Source organism: Caulobacter sp. Root1455 (assembly GCF_001426905.1).
GTDB lineage: Bacteria > Pseudomonadota > Alphaproteobacteria > Caulobacterales > Caulobacteraceae > Caulobacter.
In genome coordinates, this window is sequence record NZ_LMFQ01000020.1 from 74,790 (window position 1) to 98,796 (window position 24,007).

Genomic DNA, 24,007 nt, shown 5'->3' on the forward strand with positions numbered 1-24,007 from the left:
CCGCCGAGAACGCGCGACGGCGCTGGAGGTTTGTTTCAGCGCGGCAGCACGGTCAGGCCGTCGGGCAGTTCGTTGGCGTCGTCGGGGCGCGGCGGGACGTGGGCGGCGAGGATGGCCCCGGTCCGGGCGATGGCGGCCACGAAGCCGTCGGCGATGCGGCCGTTCTTCAGTCCGGCCACCATGTCGGCCACCACCTCGTCCCAGACCGCCTTGGGCGCGGCGGCGTGGATGCCCTCGTCGGCGATCACCTCGACCCGGTGCTCGGCCAGGGCGGCGAAGATCAGCACGCCGGTGCGGTGGCGGGTCGTGTGCAGATCCTTGGCCAGGAAATAGTCCAGGGCCGCCTGGCGCACCCGGGCCGTCTTGACGGCGCCGGGGATCAGCCCTCGGCGCACAGCGGGGATCCAGACCAGGGCGGCGACGACGGCGAAGATCGCCGCCTGCAGGCCGACATAGGTCAGCAGGGCCGAGAGGATGGCGACGTCCTGGGCGGCGGCGTGGCCGATGCTCCAGCCGCCGAACAGCCGGCTCAGCATCTCGGGCCGGAAGCCGGCCAGCAGGGCCAGGGCCGGGACCAGCAGCGCCGCGCTGGCCGCCCAGATCAGCGGAACCGAGCGGTCGTCGCCGACCTCGGGGGCTAGCACGCAATAGATCTCGCCGGCGGTGGTCTTCTCGGCGTCGGCCACGGCCTTGGCGATGCGGTCCTGGTCGGCTTGCGAAAGGCTTTTCATCACCAGCTCCCTGAAGATCCGCCGCCGCCGAACGAGCCGCCGCCGCCGGAGAAGCCGCCCCCTCCGCCGCCGCCCCCGTGGCGGCCGCCGCCGCCGCTGAGCATCCCGTTCAGGATGATCCAGGGCAGGGCCGAGCCCAGTCCGCCGCCGCCCCGCCGCCCGCGACGTCCGAACATCTGGCTCAGCACCACGATGACGACGAACAGGATCAGCAAGGCCAGGATTGGCGAGGGGCCGGTGTTGCGATCGGCCTCCTGCGAGACCTTGAACGCTTGGGCCGCCTTGGCCTTGGCCTCCTCGTCGGGCAGGGCCAGCTGCGCGATGACCGCGTCGGTCCCGGCCGTGACCCCGCCTTCGAGATCGCCGGCCTTGAACTTCGGCAGCACGGTCGTCTGGATGATCAGGCTGGACAGGGCGTCGGTCAGAATCGGCTCCAGGCCGTAGCCGACCTCCAGGCGCACCTTGCGCTCGGTCGGGGCGACGATCAGCAGGGCGCCGGTGTTGGTCCCCTTCTGGCCGATGCCCCAGGTGCGGCCCAGCTGGTAGCCGTAGTCCTCGATCTCGTAGCCCTGCAGATCGGGCACGGTGGCCACCACCAGCTGGCGGCCGGTGGTCTTCTCCAGGTTCTCCAGCTTGGTCGTCAGCTCGGCCTCGACCTGGGGCGACAGGATGTTGGCGTTGTCGACCACCCGGCCGGTCAGGGCCGGGAAGGCGGGGGCGGCGGCCAGGGCGGGGGTCGCGAGGAGCAGGATGAACGCCGCGAGCAGCCAACTCCTCACCCGTGAAACGGGGGAGGTGGCATGGCGCGGATACGCGACATGACGGAGGGGGCGTCGTGCGGTGACCGGAGCGCCCCCTCCGTCACGTCGCCGATGGCGACGCGCCACCTCCCCCGCCTCGCGGGGGAGGAGAAGGGAAAGAGCGGTCGTGCTCACGCTAGTTCGCCGGGCCGGGCTGGGTGTTGGCCGACGGGGCCGGCGGGGCGCTGAAGTCGATGCTGGGCGCCGACTGGGCGTTGGCCGTGGCCTGGAACAGCTGGGCCGGCTTCTGCGAGCCGTACAGCGTCTTGGCCCAGATGATGCTGGGGAAGGTCCGCAGCGTGGTGTTGTAGACCTGGGCGGTGTTGTTGTAGTCGCGCCGGGCGATCGAGATCCGGTTCTCGGTGCCTTCCAACTGGCTCTGCAGGGCCAGGAAGTTCTGGTTCGACTTCAGCTCCGGATAGCTCTCCTGGATCATCATCAGCCGACCCAACACGCCCGACAGCTTGTCCTGGGCGGCGGCGTACTGCTGGAACTGGGCCGGGTCGGTGATGGTCGAGGCGTCGACCTTGACCTGGGTGGCGCTGGCTCGGGCCTGGGTGACCTCGACCAGCACGCCCTTCTCCTGGGCCGCGTAGCCCTTCACCGTCGCCACCAGGTTGGGGATCAGGTCGGACCGCCGCTGATACTGGTTCTGCACCTCGGCCCAGGCTGTCTTGGTCGCCTCGTCCTGGGTGGGGATGGTGTTGATGCCGCAGCCGGCCAGGAACAGGCTCACGGCGATAACGGGGGCGAGACGGGTGAGGGTTCTGAGCATCCGCATGAGGAGTCCCTTCAGGCCTGATTGGATCCGGTGGATCGTTCTGACGGCGGGTGGTTCTATGGGTGGACGCACACTAGCGAGGAGCGTCCCGCCGATGCAAACGCGGTGACGACCTGAGCTTGCATTTTCGCGCAATGCGCGCGTTTGTCATCCCGGAAACGGCAGAGGTGTGGTCGGGGCCCTTGTCCGGTCCCAAGTCCAGCGCGAGTCAGGCCTCTTCCGCCGCGAACGCCGCCTTGCGCGGACCCATGTAGCCGAACAGCCAGGCCGCCACCTTGCGGATCTGGATCTCCTCGCTGCCTTCGGTGATCCGATAGCGGCGGTGGTGGCGATAGATGTGCTCGAACGGCTTGTGGCGCGAATAGCCCAGGCCGCCATGGATCTGCATGGCCCGGTCGGCGGCCTCGCAGACCAGGCGGTTGGACCAGTAGTTGCACATCGACACCTTGTCGGAGAGCCGCTTCTCGACCTCCGGCTTGGTCATCTGGTCCATCTCCCAGGCGGTCTTGCGGATCAGCAGGCGCAGCATCTCGGCCTGGGTCGACAGCTCGACGATCGGGAACTGGATGGCCTGGTTCTCGGCCAGGGCCTTGCCGAACGGCTTGCGCGTCCGCGCGTACCTGATGCTTTCCTCGATGCAGAAGGTCGCCGCGCCGAGGCTCGACGCCGCCTGGCGGATGCGGTTCTCGTGCACGAAGTGCTGGGCCAGGGCCAGGCCGCCGCCCTCCGGCCCGAACATCGCCTCGTCCGGAACCCACACCCCCGTGAAGCTGACCCGGGGGTGGTCGGTGGGCATGTTGAAGGTCCAGAGATACTCCTCGATCTTCACGCCGGGCGCGTGGGCGGGCACCAGGAAGCAGGTGATCCCCCTGGCCGAGCCGTCCTCGCCGCTGGTGCGGGCGAACAGGGCGCAGTGGGTGGCCGCGTGCATGCCCGTCGTCCACATCTTCTCGCCGTCGATCCGCCAGCCGCTCTGGCCGTGGTGCTCCGCGCGCACCGCCCGGGTCTCCATGAAGGTGGCGTCCGAGCCGTGGTTGGGCTCGGTCAGGCCAAAGGTCGGGCGGAAGGCGTGACGGTCCAGCATGTCGGGGATCAGGTGCTGCTGATCGGGTCGGCCGAAGTCGCGGATCATCAGCACGAACGGATTGTTGCCGACGATCGAGTGCTCGTTCTGCAGGTCGTTGAACAGGCCCAGGCCCTTGGCCGCCAGGTGCTCGCGGATCACCGCCATCCAGAGGTTGGAGCCGTCCTGGCCGCCGTACTCTTTAGGAAGGGCGAAGCGGTAGTGGCCGGCGGCGTCGGCGATGCCCCGGGCCTTGGCCAGCAGTTCCTCCCACTCGCGGCGCGGCAGGCCGCCGCCGTCCCAGTCGGTGCGGGCCCATTCGCGGCGGTGGTCGAAGAAGCGCTCGTTGTCGTGCTCGGCCTGCAGCGGCGCGATCTGGTCGGCGATGAACGCGTCGAGCGTCGCCAGATAGGCCGTCAGTTCCGGCGGCAGGTTGAAATCCATGGCCGCGTTCTCCCTATGGCTGGCCCCGTTCGGGCTCGTCTCAGGCGAATATGGACCGCCCTTCGGCCTCGCCAAGTCTGACGTGACGGAACGCGGGCCCAGCCTGCCTTCCAGGCGGGCAGGGCGGACGCGTCTCCGATCCCGTCGCGGCCATGGCTTGGCGCGGCGGAGCTCGGACCGCTAGGGTCCCGAGGCGATCATGACCCGGAGGAACGCGCGTGGGCGAGACGAGACTGAGCAACCGCCGCGCCGTGCTGGCGGGACTGGGCGGTCTGGGCGCGACCAGCCTGGCCGGATGCGTGACCCAGGGGGGAGCCTCCGGCCTGATCGCGCCATCCCGTCCGGCCTTCGTGGTCCCGCCGCTCGCCCCGCTGCGGATGAGCGCCGACCGCATCACCAAGATCACCGTCTGCCTGCGGCCGTTTCGCGCCGCGGGGCCCCGCCTCGACGTCGAAACCGTCGGCGACAAGCGGGTGGTGCACAACTACGGCCACGGCGGCAGCGGCTGGTCGCTGTCGTGGGGCTCCAGCACCATCGCCGCCGGCAAGGCGCTGGAGGGCGGAACCAGGGCGGTGGCGGTGATCGGCTGCGGCGCCCTGGGCCTGACCTCGGCCCTACTGCTGCAGCGGGCCGGCGCCAAGGTGACGATCTACGCCAAGGAGCGCACGCCCCAGACGCGCTCGTTCCGCGCCACCGGCACCTGGTCGCCGGACTCGCGCGTCGCCGACGCCGACAAGGTCGCGCCCGGCTTTCCAGCCCTGTGGGAGGAGATGGCCCGCACTTCCTACGCCACCTACCAGACCCTGCTGGGCCTGCCCGGCGAGCCGGTGTCGTGGAGCGACCGCTACACCCTGTTCGACGGCGCGGGCGGCGGTCCGCGCGGCTCCCATCCCGCCGGAGCGATCCACTTCGCGGAATACGGCGATCGCCTGCACGACATCGTGCCCGGCTTCCAGGACCTGCCCGCCGGCTCGCATCCGTTTCCCGTGAGCCGGGTGCGGCATGGGACCTCGATGCAGTTCAACGTCACCGACCTGGCCCACATGCTGACCAGCGACTTCCTGGCCGAGGGCGGCAAGATCGTGGCCATGACCTTCGACACCCCGGCCGACCTGGCGCGGCTGAGCGAGCCGGTGGTGGTCAACTGCACCGGCTATGGCGCGCGGGCGTTGTGGAAGGACGAAACCATCACCCCGGTGCGCGGCCAGATCGCCTGGCTGGCCCCGCAGCCCGAGGTTCGCTACGGACTCTATTACAAGCATGTCTCGGTCCTGCCGCGGCCCGACGGCATCGTCGTGCAGCAGGTGGGCGACAGCGACATGTGGGGCTACGGCGTCGACGTCGAGCGGCCGGACCGGGCGGAGGCGGAGAACGCGGTGGCGACGATCGCCGGACTCTACGCCAGGGCGTCCAGCGGGGGCTGACAACCGTCGCCTGAAACAAGCGTTTCATTAAAAAATGCTCATGCGAAATACTTTTCGCTTGCGATAATTCTGAACGCTGATATCTAAGCAGTGCTTAGTTCTGACCCGAAGCATCGGTGGGGATACCGATGCTGAACATCCCCCGGGTTTGAACGACCAGTACAGCTTTTCGCCGATCATCGATCATTCCCACTCCCTGAATTCGCTGGAGGGCTTTCCATGAAGCTCCAATCCCTGGCGGCTGTCGCCGCCCTGTCCGTCTCTCTGTTCGCCGGCTCGGCCTTCGCCGACGGCCGCATCGCGGTCGCCCTGGAAAACCCGGTCGCCGCCAAGACCAAGGTCGTCGCCGGCGGCGCGGTCTTCATCTGCGACGGCGCCGAGTGCGTCTCGACCGCCGCCCCGTCGCGGGCCCTGACCGCCGTGGCCTGCAAGGCGCTCGCCAAGGAAGTGGGCCCCGTGGCCGCCTTCGGCGGCGACGCCAAGTCGCTCGACGCCGACGACCTGACCCGCTGCAACGCCTCGGCCAAGGCCGGCGTGCAAACGGCCGCGAAGTAGGCGCGCCCTTTCAGTACCCGGACGCTTTTGGGGCTCCCCCGCCCCGTCCGGCTGTTTCCTCGAACATTCGCCTGATGGGGCGGCGGGCCGGTCCCGCCGCCTTTTTTCTTGGTCCCCATTATCATGGGGCCCCCTTTATTGTTGGGCGGGGTTCGGACTAAGGGACCTTCCATGACCTCCTCGACCGCCGCCCTGCTGGAAGCCGCCCTGCGCGAGATCGCCGGGCCCGACGCCGAACCCACCTCGATGACCGTCGACTACGGTCCGGCCGCCGAACCCGTTGCCGCCAAGGCCTGGATCGAGCGTTCGACCCGCAGCCTGGTCTTCGCCCAGGCCGAGGCCCGAACGACGGACGGCGCGATGGTCGCGGCGGCCTCGGCCGTGTTCCGCAGGGTCAGCCCGACCTAGCGGCCACGGTTTTCGCAAAACCCCGGCAAACCTTACGCATCGGCCTCGGTTGCGACTGCGAAGGACGCGTGTTATCAGGCACGCGGCTTCGGACGGGGCGGCGCGAGAGCGCCCGCCCTCCTTGCGCTTTTCTAGAGCGCGTTCAAGCCTTTAAGCCGGGATGAGAGTTAAACTTCTTGTCCGCGGCGATTGCAACGCACCGGGCGGAACAAGTGGCGGACGAAACCAAGGCGACGGATGCGGGACAGCGCTATGCGCAGTCCCTGTTCGAACTGACGATCGAAAATAACCAGCTGACCAAGGTCGAAGCCGATCTCAAATCGCTTCGCGCCATGGTCGCCGCCAGCACCGACCTGCGCCGCCTGCTCGATAGCCCGGCCTTCAGCGCCGAGGACAAGGCCAAGGGCCTGACCGCCGTCGCCGTCAAGGCCGGCTTCCAGCTGCTCACCGCCAAGTTCCTGGGCCTGGTGGCCAGCAACGGCCGCTCCGGCGACCTGATGGGCGCCATCACCGCCTTCATCGAAATGTCGGCCCAGCATCGCGGCGTCGTCACCGCCGAGGTGGTGACCGCCAGCGCCCTGAGCGCCGCCCAACTGAAGGGCGTCTCGGCCGCCGTGGCCTCGGCCCTGGGCAAGACCCCCGAAATCTCGACCCGCGTCGATCCGTCCATCCTGGGCGGCATCAAGGTGCGTGTCGGTTCCCGCCTGTTCGACGCTTCGCTCCGTTCGAAGCTCGATTCCCTGAAATTCGCCCTGAAGCGCGCCTAAGCGTATAAGCCGCCTCAAAGATAAAACGCAGAGAGCCCAAGACAGCCATGGACATCCGCGCCGCCGAGATTTCGGCCATCCTCAAGTCGCAGATCGCCAATTTCGGCGAAGAAGCCGCCGTCTCGGACGTCGGTCAGGTGCTGTCCGTCGGTGACGGCATCGCCCGCATCTACGGCTTGGACAACGTCCAGGCCGGCGAAATGGTCGAGTTCCCGAAGGCCGGCGTGAAGGGCATGGCCCTGAACCTCGAGCGCGACAACGTCGGCGCCGTGATCTTCGGCCAGGACCAGGCCATCAAGGAAGGTGACGAAGTCCGTCGTCTCGGCGAGATCGTCGACGTTCCGGTCGGCCGCGGCCTGCTGGGCCGCGTCGTCAACCCGCTGGGCGAGCCGATCGACGGCAAGGGCCCGATCGTCTCGACCGAGCGTCGCCGCGTCGACGTCAAGGCGCCAGGCATCATTCCGCGCAAGTCGGTGCACGAGCCCGTGCAGACCGGCCTGAAGTCGATCGACACCCTGATCCCCGTCGGCCGCGGTCAGCGCGAGCTGATCATCGGTGACCGTCAGACCGGCAAGACCGCCGTCGCCATCGACACCATCCTGAACCAGAAGGCCGCCAACGCCGGCAAGGACGAGAGCGCCAAGCTCTACTGCGTCTATGTCGCCATCGGCCAGAAGCGTTCGACCGTCGCCCAGATCGTCAAGACGCTCGAAGAGCACGGCGCCCTGGAATACACCATCGTCGTCGTGGCCTCGGCCTCCGAGCCGGCCCCGCTGCAGTACCTGGCCCCGTTCTCGGGCTGCGCCATGGGCGAGTGGTTCCGCGACAACGGCCTGCACGGCCTGATCATCTATGACGACCTTTCCAAGCAGGCCGTCGCCTATCGCCAGATGTCGCTGCTGCTGCGCCGCCCGCCGGGCCGCGAAGCCTATCCGGGCGACGTCTTCTATCTGCACTCGCGCCTGCTGGAACGCGCCGCCAAGCTGAACGAAGACAACGGTTCGGGCTCGCTGACGGCTCTGCCGATCATCGAAACCCAGGCCAACGACGTGTCGGCCTACATCCCGACCAACGTGATCTCGATCACCGACGGCCAGATCTTCCTGGAAACCGACCTGTTCTACCAGGGCATCCGCCCGGCCGTGAACGTCGGCATCTCGGTGTCGCGCGTCGGTTCGTCGGCCCAGATCAAGGCCATGAAGCAAGTCGCCGGCGCGATTAAGGGCGAGCTCGCCCAGTATCGCGAAATGGCCGCCTTCGCCAAGTTCGGCTCGGACCTGGACGCCTCGACCCAGAAGCTGCTGGCCCGCGGCGAGCGCCTGACCGAGCTGCTGAAGCAGCCGCAATACGCGCCGCAAGCCGTCGAAGAGCAGGTCTGCGTGATCTACGCCGGCACCCGCGGCTATCTGGACGGCATCCCGACCAGCAGCGTCCGCCGCTTCGAAAGCGAGCTGCTGGCCCGTCTGCACAGCCAGCACAAGGACCTGCTGGACAACATTCGCACCAAGAAGGCCCTCGACAAGGATCTGGAGAACACGCTGAAGAGCGTGCTCGACAGCTTCTCGGCGACCTTCGCCTAAGGCGATCGATGGCCAACGCACCCAAATCCTTGGACGCATGGTCCGGCGAATTTGGCGACCGCTACACGCAACGTAGCGGCGCCAGCGCCGAGGCTGTTCGCGGCCGCGCGCGGGTTTGGGGCGAGGTTCTTCGACGCATGACCGGCGACATGCCCAAGAGCGTCCTGGAGGTCGGCCCGAACGTGGGTCTCAACCTGCTGGGCATTCAGGCGCTGTCGGACATGGAGCAATGGGCCATCGAGCCCAATGCTTCAGCTCGAGCGAAGTTGGTCGAGAACGGCGTCCTGCCGGCCGAGCGGTTGTTCGAGGGTTTCGGTCACAGCATCCCGCTGGCCGACGGCGCGGTGGACATGGCCTTCACGGCCGGCGTCCTGATCCACGTCGATCCCAGCCAGCTGGAGGCGACGATGCGCGAAGTGCACCGCGTGGCTTCCAAGTACGTCTTCTGCTCCGAGTATTTTTCGCCGAAGGCCGAAACGATTACCTACCGTGGCGAACAAGATCTTCTGTTCAAGAACGATTTTGGCTCGCTCTACATGGATATGTTCCCAGATCTGCAGTTGGTCGATTACGGGTTCTTCTGGAGAAGAACGACCGTGATGGACGACAGCACCTGGTGGTTGTTTAGGAAGGTCTGATAGGCGGATGGCAAGCCTAAAGGAAATGCGCAATCGGATCGCAAGCGTCAAGGCGACGCAGAAGATCACGAAAGCGATGCAGATGGTGGCGGCCGCGAAGCTGCGCCGGAGCCAGGACGCGGCCGAGGCCGCCCGTCCTTACGCCCGGCGTCTGGCGGCGGTGATCGCCAACCTGGCGGCCGGCGTGTCCGGCGACGGCGCGCCCGCGATGCTGGCCGGCACCGGCCGCGACGATCGTCACCTGATCATCGTCGCCGCCGCCGACCGCGGCCTGGCCGGCGGCTTCACCTCGTCGATCGTCCGCGCCGCGCGCGAGAAGATCGACAGCCTGGTCCGCGAGGGCAAGGACGTGAAGATCATCTGCATCGGCAAGAAGTCGACCGCCCAGCTGCGCCGCCTCTACAGCGACCGCATCGTCGAGAACTTCGACCTGTCGGCCTATCGCCAGTTCACCCTGACGGTCGCCCAGCCGATCGCCGACGTCGTCACCCAGCTCTACGAAGCTGGCGACGTCGACGTGGTCACCCTGTTCTACAGCCGCTTCAAGTCGGTGGTTCAGCAGATCCCGACCGCGCTGCAGCTGATCCCGGCGACGGTCGACGGCGGCGGCGCCCCGGCCGCGGCCCAAGGCGGCGCCCAGGCGGTCTACGAGTACGAGCCCTCGGAAGAGGCCATCCTCGAGACCCTGCTGCCGCGCAACCTGACAGTCCAGATCCTGTCGGCCCTGCTCGACAACATGGCCGGCTTCTACGCCAGCCAGATGACGGCGATGGACAACGCCACGCGCAACGCCGGCGACATGATCAAACGCTACACCCTCGAATATAACCGCTCACGTCAGGCCCAGATCACCAAGGAGCTGATCGAGATCATCTCCGGCGCCGAAGCCGTCTGATCCTGAACCTCACCATAAAACGCCCGCAGAAGACGCACGAAAGACACTGAACGCCATGGCCAAGACCCCCGCTAAGGCTCCCGCCGCTGCCAAGCCGGCCGCCGTGAAGACGCCCGCCGCTCCGAAGGCTGCCGCCGCTCCCAAGGCCGCCGCCGCGACCGCCGCCGCCAAGAAGCCCGCCGCCCCCAAGGCCGCGCCCGCTTCGAAGGTCGCCGGAACCCGCGAAAAGCCCGACACCATCGGCGCCGGCACCGGCAAGCTGGTGCAGGTCATCGGCGCCGTCGTCGACGTCGAGTTCACCGGCGAGCTGCCGGCGATCCTCAACGCCCTGGAAACCGTCAACATCGCCTCGGGCCAGCGCCTGGTGTTCGAAGTCGCCCAGCACCTGGGTCAGAACACCGTCCGCGCCATCGCCATGGACGCCACCGAAGGTCTGGTCCGCGGCCAGGAAGTTCGCGACACCGGCGAGTCGATCCGCGTTCCGGTCGGTCCCGGCACCCTGGGCCGCATCATGAACGTCATCGGCGAGCCGATCGACGAGCAGGGCCCGATCAAGTCGGACATCTATCGCACCATTCACCGCGACGCCCCGTCCTTCGCCGAGCAGACCAACACGGCTGAAGTGCTGGTCACGGGCATCAAGGTCATCGACCTGATGTGCCCCTACACCAAGGGCGGCAAGATCGGCCTGTTCGGCGGCGCCGGCGTGGGCAAGACCGTGACCATGCAGGAACTGATCAACAACATCGCCAAGGCTTACGGCGGTTATTCGGTTCTGGCCGGCGTGGGCGAACGCACCCGCGAAGGCAACGACCTCTATCACGAGATGATCGAGTCCAACGTCAACGTGGACCCGAAGATCAACGGCTCGACCGAAGGCAGCCGCTGCGCCCTGGTCTACGGCCAGATGAACGAACCCCCGGGCGCCCGCGCCCGCGTGGCCCTGACCGGCCTCTCCATCGCCGAGTACTTCCGCGATGAAGAAGGCAAGGACGTGCTGCTGTTCGTCGACAACATCTTCCGCTTCACCCAGGCCGGCGCCGAAGTGTCGGCTCTGCTGGGCCGCATCCCCTCGGCCGTGGGCTATCAGCCCACCCTGGCCACCGAGATGGGCAACCTGCAGGAGCGCATCACCTCGACCAACAAGGGCTCGATCACCTCGGTCCAGGCCATCTACGTGCCCGCCGACGACCTGACCGACCCGGCGCCCGCCGCCTCGTTCGCCCACTTGGACGCCACCACCGTTCTGAGCCGCGACATCGCCGCCCAGGCCATCTTCCCCGCCGTCGATCCGCTGGACTCGACCTCGCGGATCATGGACCCGCTGATCATCGGCCAAGAGCACTACGACGTGGCCCGTTCGGTCCAGGAAGTGCTGCAGCAGTACAAGGCCCTGAAGGACATCATCGCCATCCTGGGCATGGACGAGCTGTCGGAAGAGGACAAGCTGACGGTCGCCCGCGCCCGCAAGATCCAGCGCTTCCTGTCCCAGCCGTTCCACGTCGCCGAGCAGTTCACCAACACGCCCGGCGCCTTCGTCCAGCTGAAGGACACCATCCGCTCGTTCAAGGGCATCGTGGACGGCGAGTACGACCACCTGCCGGAAGCCGCCTTCTACATGGTCGGCCCGATCGAAGAAGCGGTGGCCAAGGCTGAAAAGCTGGCTGGCGAAGCGTAATGACCGACGAACTCGAGCTGATCAACTTCTGCTGCGAAGAACTCGAGGATGCGGTGTCTTCGGACCCCGAAGCCTCGCTGATCGAGCATGACAGCGGTCTGATCCTGCTCAATCTGGGTCATCGGGAAGAGGATGGTGAAACCGGCGTCGTGCTGGCCACCATCCGCTTCTGCCCGTTCTGCGGGACCGAGATCCAGACCGACGAAGACATCGAGGCGGCGCTCGGCGCCGTGGAGATCGTGGAATAATGGCTAAGCTGCACTTCTCCCTCGTCGCGCCCGAGCGCGAACTGTTCTCGGCCGAGGTCGATCAGGTCGACGCCCCGGGCGCGGAAGGCGACTTCGGCGTCCTGCCGGGCCACGCCCCGTTCATGACCACCCTGCGCGAAGGCCGGGTCACGGTCCGCGACGGCGCCAAGGTCCGCCTGTTCGACATCCAGGGCGGGTTCGCGGACGTCGGTCCCGACGGCTTCACGATCCTGGCCGAACACGCGGTCGAGGCGGCTTAAGGCCGCGAAGACCCGCCTTCGGGCTCGAGACATGACGGCCCGGGCGTGAAAGCGTCCGGGCCGTTTTGTGTTTGGCGGCGCGGATATCGCCGACGGCCTCCGGGCCCTCTCAGGCCACCGGCGGCGTCGCGCGCTGGATGTCCAGGTACCGCGAGAGTTCGCCGACCAGCCGGCGCGAGGCGGCCAGGTCGGCGTCCTCGGCGGCCTGCTCGAGGCTCGCGCCGAAGTCGGTGATCGCCAGGAAGCCGAACGCGCCGCCGGACCCCCTCATGTTGTGCCCCAGAAGGATCACCGCCTCGAAGTCGTCGCGGTTCAGCGCGTCGCCCATGGCGACGACATGCTCGCGACAGCTCTCCAGATAGGCCGGAACGCGGGCCGCGAGCCGCGCGCTCGGCCGCCAGGGCTTGGGGGCCTCGACAACGTCCGTAGACGGATCGGCGCCTTGCGGGAGGGGCGGCGAGACGGCCGAATAGTCCTTGATCGCCTGCAGCAGCACGTCCTGCTTGATCGGCTTGGTCAGATAGGCCGTGCAGCCCGCCGCCAGGCAGGTCTCGCGGTCGCCCTTCAGGGCCGAGGCCGTGAGCGCGATGATGGGGGTGGGCTGACGGTCATGGGCCTTTTCCCAGGCGCGGATCGCCCGCGTCGCGGTCAGGCCGTCCATCACCGGCATTTGCCGGTCCATCAGCAGCAGGTCGTAGTGTCCGGCCTTGAACATCTCGCAGGCGATCAGCCCCGTCTCGGCCACGTCGATCAGGTAGGGCGTGTCCTCGAGATAGGCCAGGGCGATCGTGCAGTTGTCGGCGGAATCCTCGGCCATCAGGATACGGAGCGGCGGCAAGGGCGCTTCGGGGCCATGGCCCACGGGCGCGCTGACCGGCCGGTTGGCGGCCGCCCAGACCTCGAACGGCACCGAGAATTCGAAGACGCTGCCCTGGCCTACGACGCTGGTCACCCCGATCCGTCCGCCCATCAGCTCGACCAGGCGCTTGGAGATCGTCAGCCCCAGGCCCGAACCGCCAAAGCGCCGGGTCGTCGAGGAATCCGCCTGGGTGAAGCGCTCGAACACGCGGCCAAGCTTGTCGTCGGCGATCCCGATGCCGGTGTCGGACACCGAGAATCTCAAGGCGGTCGGCACGCGGCCGTCGAGATCCCGTTCGACCTTCAGGGCGACCTCGCCGGCCTCCGTGAACTTGATCGCGTTGCCCAGCAGGTTGAGCAGGACCTGGCGCAGACGGGTCGGATCGCCGACCAGGTCGTTGCTGACACCGGGGGCGATCGCGCAGGTCAGGGTCAGGCCCTTCTCCTGCGCCTTGGCCGACACCATCTCGATCGCCTTCTCCAGGTGATCGCTCAGCGAAAAGCCGGTCTGTTCGAGATCGAGCTGCGAGGCCTCGACCTTCGACAGGTCCAGGATGTCGTTGATCAGGTTGAGCAGGTTGTCGCCCGAGCGACGGAAGATCTGGACGTACTTGTCCTGCTCCGGCGTCAGCGTGGTCTTGGCCAGCAGATCGGCGATGCCCATGACCGCGTTCATCGGCGTGCGGATCTCGTGGCTCATGCTGGCCAGGAAGTCGGACTTGGTCGCGCTGGCGCTCTCGGCGTGGGCCTTGGCCTGCTGCAGCTCGGCCTCGACCCGCTTGCGCTCGGTGACGTCGCGCGCGGCGGCGAAGACGCCCTGCAGCGTTCGGCCGCGATCGTAGAAGGTGGTGGCGTTGTAGGAGACCACGGTCTGTTTGCCGTCGCGGCTTCGAACCGTCAGCTCGTAGTCGGTCAGCGACTTCTCGGCGAGCACGCGCTTGATGCCCGCCTCGGCGCGCTCGGGATCGGTGAAGCAGTCCTTGAACGGCGCGCCGATCAGCTCGTCGCGGGTCGAGCCGGTCAGGGCCTCGGTCTGCTTGTTGACGTCGGTGATGATGCCCGCCGGATCGGTCGTGATCAGAGCGTCGATATTGGATTCGATCAGCGAGCGCGTGTAGAATTGCTGGTCGCGAAGGCGTTGATCCGACCGCTTCTGCTGCTCCTCGACCAGCTTGCGCGCGGTGTTGTCGGTGCCGATCAGCAGGTAGCCGATGATCGCGCCGGCCGCGTCGCGCAGGGCCGTGACCGACACGACGGCCGGAAACCGCGTGCCGTCCTTGCGGATGTAGGTCAGCTCGTAGATGTCCTCGATCCCGCGCGAGGCCTTGAACACCAGGGCCTCGAAGCCCGGCTCGATCGAGGTCGCCAGCTCGGCGCTGAGGGCCCGGGCGCGGGCGACCAGTTCCTGGGGATCGGAGATGTCGGCCGGCGTGATGGTGTTCATCACCTCGGCGGCCGTGTAGCCCAGCATCCGCTCGGCGCCGACGTTGAAGATCTGGATCACGCCCTTGGCGTCGGTGGCGATGCTGGAGAAGTTGGCGCTGTTGAAGATGGCGCTCTGCAGGGCGCCGGCCTTGAGCAGCGCCTCCTCGGCCTCCTTGCGCGCGGTGTTGTCGGTGCCGATCAGCAGGTAGCCGATGATCGCCCCGGCCGCGTCGCGCAGGGCGGTGACCGAGACGACGGCCGGAAACCGCGTGCCGTCCTTGCGGATGTAGGTCAGCTCGTAGATGTCCTCGATCCCGCGCGAGGCCTTGAACACCAGGGCTTCGAAGCCGGGCGTGATGTCCGTCGCCAGCTCGGCGCTCAGGGCCCGCGCCCGGGCGATCAGCTCCTGTGGATCGGAGATGTCGGCCGGCGTGATGGTGTTCATCACCTCGGCGGCCGTGTAGCCCAGCATCCGCTCGGCGCCGACATTGAAGATCTGGATCACGCCCTTGGCGTCGGTGGCGATGCTGGAGAAGTTGGCGCTGTTGAAGATGGCGCTCTGCAGGGCGCCGGCCTTGACGATGGATTCCTCGGTCTGACCCGCCGCGGGGCTCTTCGCGGTCTGAGTGCGTGACTGCCGGTCGCTCGGCGCCGCCTTGGGGCTTGAGATGACGTTTCCTGACTCGGAACAGACCGACCATGCCCTCGACTTGAAGGATCACGGGGCCCTAGTGCAGCAGCTTGCCCACGGAGATTTCAAGCTGCTCGGGAGAATAGGGCTTCTGGATGAACTGGCCGCCGCCGACGAACAGATCGCTCATCTCGGGGGTCAAGGGGCGGCCCGAAGTGTAGAGCACCCGCAGACCCGGCCGCAGGGTGATGGCTTGATTGGCGACCTCGTATCCGCCGAGCGACAGCGCGTTCAGGCGAATGTCGACGAACAGAACATCGATGTGGTCGGCGGTGGAGAGGTGGGTCAGCGCGCCGGCCAGATCCTCCGCCATCAGGGGCGTATGACCGAGATCCTCGATCGCCCACTCCGCCGCCTGGCGAATGAAGACTTCATCTTCGACGACGAGAACGACCGCCATCAGACGCTCGAACGACTTGACTGCTTCAAGAGAACGCACCTTGCCCGCTTCCGACAGACCGCGCGCTCGACACCGAGCATGGGGCTGGAGAAATACCGAGGACGACAAATGCGTCCTGGGCGCGGAACCCGCCTTGAATAGCACCGAACCCCTGTCGGGTTGCACGGAAAGTAAATTCGGCGCGCCGGGCGGTGACGCCCACCGCGTCTGGCCCAAGGTCGCGGCGTCACATAACGTTGTTCTGCGACCCCGCGATTGCGCTTAAGCTGCCGACCGCGCCGTCCGGGCGCCGGGGAAACACCGATGCGGGCTTTGGCGACCATCCTCATTTCGACGGCCTTGCTGGCCGCCGGTTCGGCCCAGGCCGCTCCGACCTATCGCCAGGAGGTGGTCGACGTCTTCAAGTCGGTCTGCCTGCCCGCCGGAACCAACGCCGCGGCGGTGGCTGTCTCGGCCGCCAAGCTCGGCTGGAAGCCGGCGCCCGCCTCGATCAAGGCGATGTGGCAGGGACCGGCGACCAAGGTCTGGGTGTCGCCGGCCAACGCGCGGTTCTACCTGGCCCAGTCGCCGCAGGGCGGCTTCTGCCAGGTCGGCTACTACGACGGCGCCCAGCCGGTCACCAGCGACCCCGCCGCCTTCGCCCAGCTGCTGCGCGCCATCACGATCCACGCGGGCATCGCCGTCGGCTCCGGCTTCGTCAAGATCAGCGAGAGCGATCAGTTGATGCAGCAGGGCCACTATGTGTCGCCGGCCTATCCGGGCCTGAAGATGGACGTCGTGGCGGCCAATTTCCCCGACGCCCCGAATTTCCTGCTGAACACCGCCAAGCCCTGAGCGGCTTGGCGGCCTCTGACTTTCGCCCCTGAGACGTCACGCCGCACCCGTGGGGCGAGAAAATTACACCTGTGACCCATTCTCCGCCTTAATCCGTCACCATAAGGGTTGCGAGGGAACGCCTGTCGGTTTTAATGCCGACCTCTTGCCTAACGGGGATAACTCGACCATGCGCCTTGCGCTCGCCAGCCTGATCGCCCTCGGCGCGGTCTCCACCGCCGTCGCCCAGGAGCAGACCGCTCCGACGGCTCCGACCGCGCCCGCCGCCGCGCCCGCCGCGACGCCGGCGCCGGTCGCCGACCCGGCCGCCCAGACCCCGGCTGCTCCGGCCGCCCCCGCCGCCCCGGCCGACGCCATGATGGCGACGCCCGCCGTGGCCGCGCCGCCCGCCGGCCAGGCCCCGGAATATGTCGCGCCGACCCGTGGTCCGCCCACCACCGACCCGGTCTCGCTGCAGCTGCTGGGCGTGCTGGACAAGGTCTGCAAGCCGGCCGTGGTCGGCGGCGACGTGCCGTCCCTGGCCAAGGCCGCCGGCATGAAGAAGAAAAAAGAGCAGTGGGTGATGGATATCGGCAAGCCGTATCTGATCGCCGTCGACAACCCCGGCTCGAACAAGAACGTCTGCACCGTCACCATCCAGTACGCCCAGGGCGACGCCCAGGCCCAGCAACTGGCCAACGCCCTGCACGACTGGGCGACCTGGGAGAACAAGCCGCAGCTTCGCCTGATCCGCAACGACCTGACGGTCAGCGACGTCAAGCGCCTGACGGTCTCGTGGGACGACGCCTGGGCCGACGGCCACGCCGGCCTGGTCTACATGCGCCTGAAGAAGCTGGACGACAGCTCGATCGGCAAGAACTTCGAGCGGGCCCAGATCCTGTACAGCACCACCAGCCGCTAAGCGGCGTCGGAGCCGGGGGCTTGCTCTCCGGTCCGGTGGTCCTATCTAGTCAAAGGCGCGGGGACGACCCCGCGCCTTTTCCTATTCTTCCGGGGACGACCCCGCTCGCCCTTTTTGGGGCGCGTTTTCTTCACGCGAACCGGTTTCCACTTCGCTTGAAAACGCTTGCCGCAGGAGCCGGTCTTGGCCTGGGTCATCCTCTTCGTCGCCGGTCTGTTCGAGATCGGCTGGGCCGTGGGCCTGAAGTTCACGCAAGGCTTCACCCGCCCGATCCCCACTGTCCTGACCGGGATCAGCCTGGTCGCCTCGATGGGCCTGCTGGGCTGGGCGGTGAAGTCGCTGCCGCTGGGCACGGCCTATGCGGTGTGGACCGGGGTCGGCGCGGTCGGCACGGCCATCGTCGGCATCTTGCTGTTCAAGGAGCCGGCCACGGCGGGGCGGCTGGTCTGTCTGGCGCTGATCGTCTCGGGCATCCTGGGGCTGAAGCTGTTCACCCCGACCCACTGAACACGGAACGTGGCCTCAGGCGGCCGCGCGGTTCTCGTCGGCGATGAAGTCGAGGCACGCCTCGGCGACGGCCTCCCAGCCCGGCTCGCCGGGCAGCCAGTGGCTCATCGCCGGGAAGACCTCGCAGGATCCACCCAGCCGCGCGGCGGTCTGGCGAACGGTGGCCGCCGGATGGATCACGTCCTTGCCCCCGGCGATCGCCAGGGTCGGAACGCCCACCGGTCCGGCGTGGGTGGTCATGAACGGGTCCATGAACCAGTTCAGTGTCTCCCACAGCGCCCGGCCGCTTTCGGCGACCATGCGGCCGTAAAGCGCCTTGCGCTGGTCACGGGGCAGGCGGTCCAGGGTGTAGCCTTCGACCACGCCGTAGTCCGGCGCCACGGCCTGGAGCCAGTAGGGGCCCAGGGCGTAGAGGCTGACGGCCGACGCCGCTTCCTCCAGCGACGATCCGGTGATCCCCCAGGGCGGCGAGGGGGCCAGCAGGATCAGCCGCGACACCGGGGCGCGGGCCGCCGCCATCTGGGCCACCAGCCCGCCCATCGAGTGGCCGACCAGGATCGGCGGCGCGTCGCAGGCCTCGCAGAGCGCGGCGACCTGCTGGGCGTAGTCGGCCATCGAGCGGCCGGCGACCAGGGCCCCGTCGCCATGCCCCAGCAGGTCAGGGGTCTGGACGACGTGGCCGGCGGCCTCGAACGGTCGGCGGAACGCATCGAACGTCCAGCCGCCGCAGAAGGCGCCGTGCACCATGATCACCGGAGTCGCCACGCGTCCCGCCCGTTCGTTCGGCCAAAGCGCCGAGGGTTCAGCCTACACGCTACTTCTTCGGCGCGGGTGAAGATTTGGCGGTCGACTTTGCCGCAGGGGCCTTGGCTGGCTTCGGGGCGGGCTTCGAGGCCGCCGCCTTCGCCGGAGCCTTGGCGGCGGCGGGCTTGGCCGCGGCCTTCGGCTTGGCGGCCGGCTTCGGAGCCGACGGCGCCTTGGGGGCGGGCGCGGCCTTGGCGGGCGCTTTCGCCGTCGCGGCCTTGGGCTTGGCGGCCGGAGCGGTCTTGACGACCTTCGGAGCCGGAGCGGCCTTCGGCGCGGCGGCCTTGGCGGGGGCCTTCACGGGGGCGGCGGGCTTGGGCGCGGCCTTGGGAGCGGCGGTCTTGGCCGGAGCCTTCGCGGCCGGGGCGGCCTTGGCGGCCGGCTTCGGCGCGGCGGTCTTGGCCGGAGCCTTGGCGGCGGCGGGCTTGGCCTCAGGCTTGGCGGGGGCCTTGGGTTTGGCCGGGGCTTTCGCGGCCGCCGGCTTCGGGGCCGGCGCGGCCTTGGCGACCTTGGGGGCCGGCGCCGCCTTGGGCGCGGCCGCCTTGGCCGGAGCGGGCTTGGCGGCGGCCTTCGGTTTGGCCGGGGCCTTCGGCGCGGCGACGGACTTCACCGGAACCTTGGCGGCCGACCTCGGGGTGGGTTCGTCTGGCTTGGGACCCTTCGTGCCCGGGCCAAACCGTTCGACGGGGGCGCCGGCGTTCTTGGCGGGCGCGGCCTTGGCCTTCGGCGCGGCCTTCGGGGGCGCGGCCTTCGCGGCGGGGGTCGTGGCGGCCGGGGTCGGCACGGGTTTGGCCGGAGCCGGGGCGGGAGCCGGCGCGGGCTCAGCGGCCTTCACGGGTTCGGGCCCCGGCGTCGAAGCGGGCTTGGGAGCCGCGGGCGGGGCCGGTGCGGCTTTCGGTTTGCCCGTCAGCCAGGCGATCACGTCGTCGAGAATGCTCATCGTGTTTGGCTCGTCTATGAGGTAATGGGCGTTGTTGGGGTAGATCTTGAAGTCGGCGGCCGGATATTTCCGGCCGACCTTCTGCACGTCCTCGAGAGGCGTGGTGCGGTCCAGGGCGCCGGCCAGGACCAGCACGGGGACGGTCACTTTCGCGGCGTCGACATGGGCGGCCCTGTTCGGATCCTTGTGCGGCCAGGCCAGGTCGGCCAGCACCTGCCCGCTGTCGTGGACCATGGTCGCGTACAGCGCGTCGTGGCGCGGGGCCGGCACGACGTTCATGACGCCGAACTTGAAGCCCGTCTTCCACATCTTGCCCGCCCTGGTCTCGGGCTTGGACTGTAGGGCCATGTTCAGGAAGGTGAAGACCGGCGAGAGCTTGGGTTTGCCGCGGGCGTCGGCCGGCGAGGCGGGGGCGAACAGCACCAGGCGATCGGCGTGGCCGGCCTCGGCGACCTTCTGGGCGATCAGTCCGCCCATGGAGTGGCCGAAGACGATCGGCCGCCTGCCGTCCTCCTTGGCCAGGGCCTGGGCCAGGGCGCTCATCTCGGCGACATAGTCGGCCAGGGTCAGGCCGGCCAGGCCCGCCCGGGGGCCGTCGACCGTGCGCACGGCCGAGCGGATGGTCGGCGCGACGACGCGGTAGCCCTCGGCCCGCAGCCGCGCGGCCATGGGATCCCAGACGTCCCCGGCGCAACCGTAGCCGTGGATCAGCAGGATCGTGTCCGCCATGCCCTACCCCTCCAGCGCGGCAAGATTTCAGCCGCCGCGCGCGAACCCACCAAACGCGGAAACGACCTGTTCGTATACCGCTCGTTTGAAAGGTACGATCAGTTCGGGCGTTTCGTCGAGAGCGCCCCATTTCCAGGCGTCGAACTCGACATGGGCGTCGGCCTCCAGATCGATCTCGGACTCGTCGCCGAGGAACCGAAAAGCGAACCAGACCTGCTTCTGACCCTTGAATCCACGGGCTTTCTTCGAGGCGGCGAAGTCGGCGGGAAAGTCGTAGATCAGCCAGTTCTCGGTGCGGCCCAGATATTCGATCGAGGTGACGCCGGTCTCCTCGGCCAGCTCGCGACGCGCCGCGGCCAGCAGATCCTCGCCGTCGTCGACGCCGCCCTGCGGAAATTGCCAGTTGTAGGGCGGCGGCTGGTTGTGACGCTTGCCCAGCCAGACGCGGCCGTCCGGGTGGAACAGCACGACGCCGACATTGGGGCGATGATCGGGATGGGTCTCGCCCAAAGGCGAAGACGGGGGCGTGTGGCCGGCGCTCATCGCTTGGCCATGGCCGAGGCGGGGGTCAGTTGCAAGCCCCTCCCGGCCAGGCCGGCGGCCCAGAGGCGCACCTGGTTGATCGTCACCGGATAGGCGAAGCCCGAACCCAGGGCCTGGCCGCGACCGGCCGCGCCGACCTCCAGCATCTTCAGCTGGCCGTCGATCGAGCCGGCCGCCAGTTCGTCGTCGATGATCCGGTCGGCCGAAGCGCGGGGGATCGGACCGCCGCGCAGGGACGCCTGGCCGTCGTCGATGAAAGCCAGGCCGCGAGCCTTCAGGGCCAGGGTGAAGGTGGTCATCGCCGTGTCGCTGGTGACGAAGCGCGAGCCCAGATAGTTGGTCAGGCCGTAATAGCCGGTGGCGCGCGACATCAGCCACTCCAGCTTGCGCACGGTGTCCTCGGGCCGGTTGGCGGCGATCAGGGTGTAGGGGCCCGGATCGTTGGCGGGATAGTCGACCGGCTCCATCGGCGCTTCCAGCAGCACCTCGTGGCCGTGGCTGCGGGCCAGGTCGATCCAGCCCTGCAGGCCCTCGGCATAGGGCGCGAACGACAGGGTGATCTCGGGCGGCAGGGTCTCGATGGCCGCGCGGGTGGTCTGGGGGTTCAGGCCCAGGCCGCCGATCACCAGGGCGACGCGCGGACGGCCGTCGGCGGTGAACGGGCGGGCGTAGGCCTCGGCCGCCGTGCGGCCGTCGGCGGCGATCACCGGCAGGACGCCGCCGCCGGGACCGGGCGCGTAGAGGCCGGCCAGCGGCGCGGCCGGCAGCGGACCGGTGACGGCCGCGATCGGCGAGGGGGCAACGATGGCGTCGGCCTCGGCGGGCTCGTCGGCGTGGCCCAGGAACGGCAGGTTCGACAGGTCCAGGGCGCCGGGCAGCAGCGGCGCCTCGCGGTCGCCCTCGGGGACCAGGGCCTCCCGCCAGCCCTGGGGGATGTTCTTGGTCGTGCCGAGTTTGTCGAGCGGCGCGCGCACCAGGGGCGAGCCCTTGTTGGGATCGCCGGTCACCAGCACCAGCAGGGCCAGGCTCAGCAGGAACAGGAAGGCCGCGGCGCTGGCGCCGATGAACGGATTGGCCGCCGCCGCCAGGATCCTGGCGCGCAGATCGCCGTGCTCGCGGTCGTCCGCGGACACGGCGACGCTGTAGGCGGGCTTGCGAGAGAAGGTCACGGCCATGGGAGCCAGATAGCCGGCAAGCTTCGAACATATGGTTAACGAGGGGTGCGACGGACTGGCGCGCGGCCCTCCAAAAACGTCCTGAAAGCCCGGGAGGAGGGGCCAGGACGAGGACGGTCGATCTTCATCATTGATCCGACCATTCGCATGGGATCATCTGACCTCCGATGCGATCCCTCCTCCCGATCCTTGTCTCGACTCTGGGCGCGCTGGCGCTGTCCGCCGGCCTGCTGGCCACGCCCGCCGCCGCCGAGGACATTCCGCGCCTGGCCCGCCAGGGCGACACGACCCAGTTGCTGGTCGACGGCAAGCCGTTCCTGATCCTGGGCGGCGAGCTGGGCAATTCCAGCGCCTCGAGCCTGGACTATCTGGCGGCCCAATGGCCGACCCTGAAGGCCCTGAACCTCAACACCCTGCTGGCCCCGGTCAGCTGGGACCAGATCGAGCCGGTCGAGGGCCGGTTCGACTTCACGGTCGTCGACGGCGTGATCGCCCAGGCCCGCGCCCATGACACGCGGCTGGTCCTGCTGTGGTTCGGCAGCTGGAAGAACAGCATGTCCAGCTACGCCCCGGCCTGGGTCAAGCGCGACACGACCCGCTTCCCGCGGGCCCGCACGGCCGAGGGGACGGCGCTGGAGATCCTGTCGCCCGTCAGCCCGGCCAACCAGGCCGCCGACGCCAAGGCCTTCGCCGCCCTGATGGCCCACCTGAAAGCCGTCGACGGCGAGCGCCGCACGGTGATCATGGTCCAGGTCGAGAACGAGGTCGGCATGATCCCCCAGGCCCGCGACCACGCGGCCCAGGCCGAGGCCGAGTTCAAAAAGCCGGTCCCGCCGGCCCTGCTCAAGGCGCTGGGCAAGACCGGTTCGGGCGACTGGGAGACGGTGTTCGGTACCGGGCCGGCGACCGAGGAGCTGTGGCAGGCCTGGTCGTTCGGCCGCTATGTCGAGGCCGTGGCCGCCGCCGGCAAGCGGGCCTATCCGCTGCCGATGTACGTCAACGCCGCGCTGAACAGGCCGGGCGCGGCGCCGGGCGGCTATCCCAGCGCCGGCCCCCTGCCGCACCTGTTCGAGGTGTGGCGGGCCGCCGCCCCGTCGATCGATCTGCAGGCCCCGGACATCTACTTTTCCGACTTCACCCGTCGGGCGGCCCCCTACGACCGGCCGGGCAATCCGCTGTTCATCCCCGAGGCCAACAACGCCGGCAAGCCCGAGGCGCCGGCCAACGCCCTGTGGGCGTTCGGCGAGCACGACGCCATCGGCTTCTCGCCGTTCTCGATCGAGTCGGTCGACCAGCCGGAGAACAGCTCGCTGTCCAAGGCCTACGCCCTGCTGGACACGCTCTCGCCGGTCATCCTGGCCAACCGGGGGCAGGGGACGATGCGCGGCTTCCGCCCGCCCGTGACCTTCGACGGCGCCGTCGACGACAAGGCCCAGGAAGCCGTGTTCGGCGACTGGAAGCTGACGGTCGGCTTCGTCGATCCCTGGACCCCGCGCGACAAGCAGGACGTCAAGACGCATGGCGGGCTGGTGATCCGGCTGTCGCCCGACGAGTTCCTGGTGGCGGGCGCGGGGATCACCCTGACCTTCGCCTCGACCCGGCCGGGCGAGATCGCCGGCATCGAGAGCGTGCGCGAAGGCCGCTACGAGAACGGCGTCTGGCGCGAGGGCCGCTGGCTGAACGGCGACCAGACGCACCAGGGACGGCATGTGCGCCTGGCCCCGGACGGCTTGGACGTCCAGCGGGTGCGGCTCTACCGGTATCGGTGAGGGCGCTTCCTTGGAGCGTATCGGCATCCAGCGTCTGGGGTGAAAACCTCGTCCTTCGACAAACTCAGGATGAGGTTTTTCTACGACTCCGACCTGTAAATGGTCCTCATCCCGAGCTTGTCGAAGGACGAGGACCACGCACTCAGCGTGAATGTCGAT

At 68.5% G+C, this 24,007-nt stretch carries 24 protein-coding genes; 14 read left to right on the plus strand and 10 right to left on the minus strand.

Features of this window, described 5'->3' with window-relative positions; all coding sequences use genetic code 11:
• Positions 1 to 35: 35 nt before the first annotated feature.
• The 4 genes from ASD21_RS09795 to ASD21_RS09810 form a co-directional block, all read right to left on the minus strand.
• A complete protein-coding gene (locus ASD21_RS09795) occupies positions 36 to 731 on the minus strand; it encodes a TPM domain-containing protein (RefSeq protein ID WP_056440117.1) in 696 nt (231 codons plus the stop codon).
• The gene (locus ASD21_RS09800) at positions 731 to 1,510 is read right to left on the minus strand and encodes a TPM domain-containing protein (RefSeq protein WP_156398340.1); all 780 of its coding nucleotides are present in this window, start codon (positions 1,508 to 1,510) and stop codon (positions 731 to 733) included. The genes ASD21_RS09795 and ASD21_RS09800 overlap by 1 nt, the downstream gene beginning before the upstream one ends.
• A 157-nt stretch (positions 1,511 to 1,667) precedes the next feature.
• Entirely contained in the window at positions 1,668 to 2,327 is a 660-nt protein-coding gene (locus ASD21_RS09805) for a LemA family protein (protein ID WP_156398360.1), read from the minus strand.
• 193 nt (positions 2,328 to 2,520) lie between these two features.
• Positions 2,521 to 3,819, minus strand: coding sequence for an acyl-CoA dehydrogenase family protein (locus ASD21_RS09810; protein WP_056440122.1), 1,299 nt, complete (start codon positions 3,817 to 3,819; stop codon positions 2,521 to 2,523).
• Between the two features lie 218 nt (positions 3,820 to 4,037).
• On the opposite strand from ASD21_RS09810, the gene ASD21_RS09815 reads away from it, so the two are divergent.
• The 10 genes from ASD21_RS09815 (at position 4,038) to ASD21_RS09860 (ending at position 12,272) form a co-directional block, all read left to right on the plus strand.
• Positions 4,038 to 5,243, plus strand: coding sequence for an FAD-dependent oxidoreductase (locus ASD21_RS09815; protein WP_056440124.1), 1,206 nt, complete (start codon positions 4,038 to 4,040; stop codon positions 5,241 to 5,243).
• Between the two features lie 219 nt (positions 5,244 to 5,462).
• Positions 5,463 to 5,798, plus strand: coding sequence for a CC_3452 family protein (locus tag ASD21_RS09820; protein ID WP_056440126.1), 336 nt, complete (start codon positions 5,463 to 5,465; stop codon positions 5,796 to 5,798).
• A gap of 171 nt (positions 5,799 to 5,969) precedes the next feature.
• A complete protein-coding gene (locus tag ASD21_RS09825) occupies positions 5,970 to 6,206 on the plus strand; it encodes an acyl-CoA thioesterase domain-containing protein (RefSeq protein ID WP_056440128.1) in 237 nt (78 codons plus the stop codon).
• Positions 6,207 to 6,418: 212 nt separating this feature from the next.
• Entirely contained in the window at positions 6,419 to 6,973 is a 555-nt protein-coding gene (locus ASD21_RS09830) for a F0F1 ATP synthase subunit delta (protein ID WP_056440129.1), read from the plus strand.
• A 47-nt stretch (positions 6,974 to 7,020) separates the two neighbouring features.
• The gene (gene atpA / locus ASD21_RS09835) at positions 7,021 to 8,553 is read left to right on the plus strand and encodes a F0F1 ATP synthase subunit alpha (protein WP_056440131.1); all 1,533 of its coding nucleotides are present in this window, start codon (positions 7,021 to 7,023) and stop codon (positions 8,551 to 8,553) included.
• An 8-nt stretch (positions 8,554 to 8,561) separates the two neighbouring features.
• Positions 8,562 to 9,191, plus strand: a complete 630-nt coding sequence (locus tag ASD21_RS09840) for a pseudaminic acid biosynthesis-associated methylase (RefSeq protein WP_056440133.1) — start codon at positions 8,562 to 8,564, stop codon at positions 9,189 to 9,191.
• A gap of 7 nt (positions 9,192 to 9,198) precedes the next feature.
• On the plus strand, positions 9,199 to 10,086 hold the full coding sequence (locus ASD21_RS09845) for a F0F1 ATP synthase subunit gamma (protein ID WP_056440135.1): 888 nt from the start codon (positions 9,199 to 9,201) through the stop codon (positions 10,084 to 10,086).
• A 55-nt stretch (positions 10,087 to 10,141) separates the two neighbouring features.
• Positions 10,142 to 11,764 carry a F0F1 ATP synthase subunit beta gene (gene atpD / locus ASD21_RS09850; protein WP_056440137.1) on the plus strand — a complete coding sequence of 541 codons (1,623 nt, stop codon included), beginning with the start codon at positions 10,142 to 10,144 and terminating at the stop codon, positions 11,762 to 11,764.
• Entirely contained in the window at positions 11,764 to 12,012 is a 249-nt protein-coding gene (locus ASD21_RS09855) for a hypothetical protein (protein WP_056440139.1), read from the plus strand. Before atpD ends, ASD21_RS09855 begins: the two co-directional genes overlap by 1 nt.
• Positions 12,012 to 12,272 (plus strand): ATP synthase F1 subunit epsilon, encoded by a 261-nt coding sequence (locus ASD21_RS09860; protein WP_056440141.1) that lies wholly within the window; start codon positions 12,012 to 12,014, stop codon positions 12,270 to 12,272. Before ASD21_RS09855 ends, ASD21_RS09860 begins: the two co-directional genes overlap by 1 nt.
• Before the next feature lie 109 nt (positions 12,273 to 12,381).
• On the opposite strand, the gene ASD21_RS09865 is transcribed toward ASD21_RS09860, so the two are convergent.
• Both ASD21_RS09865 and ASD21_RS09870 read right to left on the minus strand, forming a co-directional pair.
• Complete coding sequence (locus ASD21_RS09865) at positions 12,382 to 15,225, minus strand: PAS domain S-box protein (protein WP_327019759.1); 2,844 nt, start codon at positions 15,223 to 15,225, stop codon at positions 12,382 to 12,384.
• A 58-nt stretch (positions 15,226 to 15,283) separates the two neighbouring features.
• Positions 15,284 to 15,646: a response regulator gene (locus tag ASD21_RS09870; RefSeq protein WP_056440145.1), complete on the minus strand. Its 363-nt coding sequence runs from the start codon at positions 15,644 to 15,646 to the stop codon at positions 15,284 to 15,286.
• A gap of 303 nt (positions 15,647 to 15,949) precedes the next feature.
• On the opposite strand from ASD21_RS09870, the gene ASD21_RS09875 reads away from it, so the two are divergent.
• The 3 genes from ASD21_RS09875 (at position 15,950) to sugE (ending at position 17,888) form a co-directional block, all read left to right on the plus strand.
• Positions 15,950 to 16,480, plus strand: a complete 531-nt coding sequence (locus ASD21_RS09875; RefSeq protein ID WP_056440147.1) for an NMCC_0638 family (lipo)protein — start codon at positions 15,950 to 15,952, stop codon at positions 16,478 to 16,480.
• A 169-nt stretch (positions 16,481 to 16,649) separates the two neighbouring features.
• Complete coding sequence (locus ASD21_RS09880) at positions 16,650 to 17,381, plus strand: hypothetical protein (RefSeq protein ID WP_056440149.1); 732 nt, start codon at positions 16,650 to 16,652, stop codon at positions 17,379 to 17,381.
• Positions 17,382 to 17,564: 183 nt separating this feature from the next.
• Entirely contained in the window at positions 17,565 to 17,888 is a 324-nt protein-coding gene (sugE, locus tag ASD21_RS09885) for a quaternary ammonium compound efflux SMR transporter SugE (protein ID WP_056441114.1), read from the plus strand.
• A gap of 15 nt (positions 17,889 to 17,903) precedes the next feature.
• Here sugE and ASD21_RS09890 read toward each other — a convergent pair whose 3' ends face one another.
• From ASD21_RS09890 to ASD21_RS09905, 4 genes are read right to left on the minus strand one after another with little or no spacing between them, the layout of a single operon-like run.
• Positions 17,904 to 18,653 (minus strand): alpha/beta fold hydrolase, encoded by a 750-nt coding sequence (locus ASD21_RS09890; protein WP_156398341.1) that lies wholly within the window; start codon positions 18,651 to 18,653, stop codon positions 17,904 to 17,906.
• A gap of 49 nt (positions 18,654 to 18,702) precedes the next feature.
• Complete coding sequence (locus tag ASD21_RS09895) at positions 18,703 to 20,361, minus strand: alpha/beta hydrolase (protein WP_056440153.1); 1,659 nt, start codon at positions 20,359 to 20,361, stop codon at positions 18,703 to 18,705.
• Positions 20,362 to 20,388: 27 nt separating this feature from the next.
• Positions 20,389 to 20,904, minus strand: a complete 516-nt coding sequence (locus ASD21_RS09900) for an RNA pyrophosphohydrolase (RefSeq protein ID WP_156390681.1) — start codon at positions 20,902 to 20,904, stop codon at positions 20,389 to 20,391.
• Positions 20,901 to 22,079 carry a divergent polysaccharide deacetylase family protein gene (locus ASD21_RS09905; protein WP_056440157.1) on the minus strand — a complete coding sequence of 393 codons (1,179 nt, stop codon included), beginning with the start codon at positions 22,077 to 22,079 and terminating at the stop codon, positions 20,901 to 20,903. The genes ASD21_RS09900 and ASD21_RS09905 overlap by 4 nt, the downstream gene beginning before the upstream one ends.
• 167 nt (positions 22,080 to 22,246) lie before the next feature.
• Between ASD21_RS09905 and ASD21_RS09910 the strand changes: the two genes are divergently transcribed.
• Positions 22,247 to 23,848, plus strand: a complete 1,602-nt coding sequence (locus tag ASD21_RS09910) for a GH35 family beta-galactosidase (protein ID WP_056440159.1) — start codon at positions 22,247 to 22,249, stop codon at positions 23,846 to 23,848.
• Positions 23,849 to 24,007 lie beyond the last annotated feature (159 nt).

What these genes read in the sequence shown, in the direction of transcription:
- ASD21_RS09840 (WP_056440133.1), top strand. Translation starts at nt 8,562, where the DNA reads ATGGCCAACGCACCCAAATCCTTGGACGCATGGTCCGGCGAATTTGGC.
- ASD21_RS09825 (WP_056440128.1), top strand. Translation starts at nt 5,970, where the DNA reads ATGACCTCCTCGACCGCCGCCCTGCTGGAAGCCGCCCTGCGCGAGATC.
- ASD21_RS09810 (WP_056440122.1), bottom strand. Translation starts at nt 3,819, where the DNA reads ATGGATTTCAACCTGCCGCCGGAACTGACGGCCTATCTGGCGACGCTC.
- ASD21_RS09860 (WP_056440141.1), top strand. Translation starts at nt 12,012, where the DNA reads ATGGCTAAGCTGCACTTCTCCCTCGTCGCGCCCGAGCGCGAACTGTTC.
- ASD21_RS09875 (WP_056440147.1), top strand. Translation starts at nt 15,950, where the DNA reads ATGCGGGCTTTGGCGACCATCCTCATTTCGACGGCCTTGCTGGCCGCC.
- ASD21_RS09855 (WP_056440139.1), top strand. Translation starts at nt 11,764, where the DNA reads ATGACCGACGAACTCGAGCTGATCAACTTCTGCTGCGAAGAACTCGAG.
- ASD21_RS09910 (WP_056440159.1), top strand. Translation starts at nt 22,247, where the DNA reads ATGCGATCCCTCCTCCCGATCCTTGTCTCGACTCTGGGCGCGCTGGCG.
- ASD21_RS09905 (WP_056440157.1), bottom strand. Translation starts at nt 22,079, where the DNA reads ATGGCCGTGACCTTCTCTCGCAAGCCCGCCTACAGCGTCGCCGTGTCC.
- ASD21_RS09820 (WP_056440126.1), top strand. Translation starts at nt 5,463, where the DNA reads ATGAAGCTCCAATCCCTGGCGGCTGTCGCCGCCCTGTCCGTCTCTCTG.
- ASD21_RS09795 (WP_056440117.1), bottom strand. Translation starts at nt 731, where the DNA reads ATGAAAAGCCTTTCGCAAGCCGACCAGGACCGCATCGCCAAGGCCGTG.
- ASD21_RS09900 (WP_156390681.1), bottom strand. Translation starts at nt 20,904, where the DNA reads ATGAGCGCCGGCCACACGCCCCCGTCTTCGCCTTTGGGCGAGACCCAT.
- ASD21_RS09880 (WP_056440149.1), top strand. Translation starts at nt 16,650, where the DNA reads ATGCGCCTTGCGCTCGCCAGCCTGATCGCCCTCGGCGCGGTCTCCACC.
- atpD (WP_056440137.1), top strand. Translation starts at nt 10,142, where the DNA reads ATGGCCAAGACCCCCGCTAAGGCTCCCGCCGCTGCCAAGCCGGCCGCC.
- ASD21_RS09895 (WP_056440153.1), bottom strand. Translation starts at nt 20,361, where the DNA reads ATGGCGGACACGATCCTGCTGATCCACGGCTACGGTTGCGCCGGGGAC.
- atpA (WP_056440131.1), top strand. Translation starts at nt 7,021, where the DNA reads ATGGACATCCGCGCCGCCGAGATTTCGGCCATCCTCAAGTCGCAGATC.
- ASD21_RS09845 (WP_056440135.1), top strand. Translation starts at nt 9,199, where the DNA reads ATGGCAAGCCTAAAGGAAATGCGCAATCGGATCGCAAGCGTCAAGGCG.
- ASD21_RS09870 (WP_056440145.1), bottom strand. Translation starts at nt 15,646, where the DNA reads ATGGCGGTCGTTCTCGTCGTCGAAGATGAAGTCTTCATTCGCCAGGCG.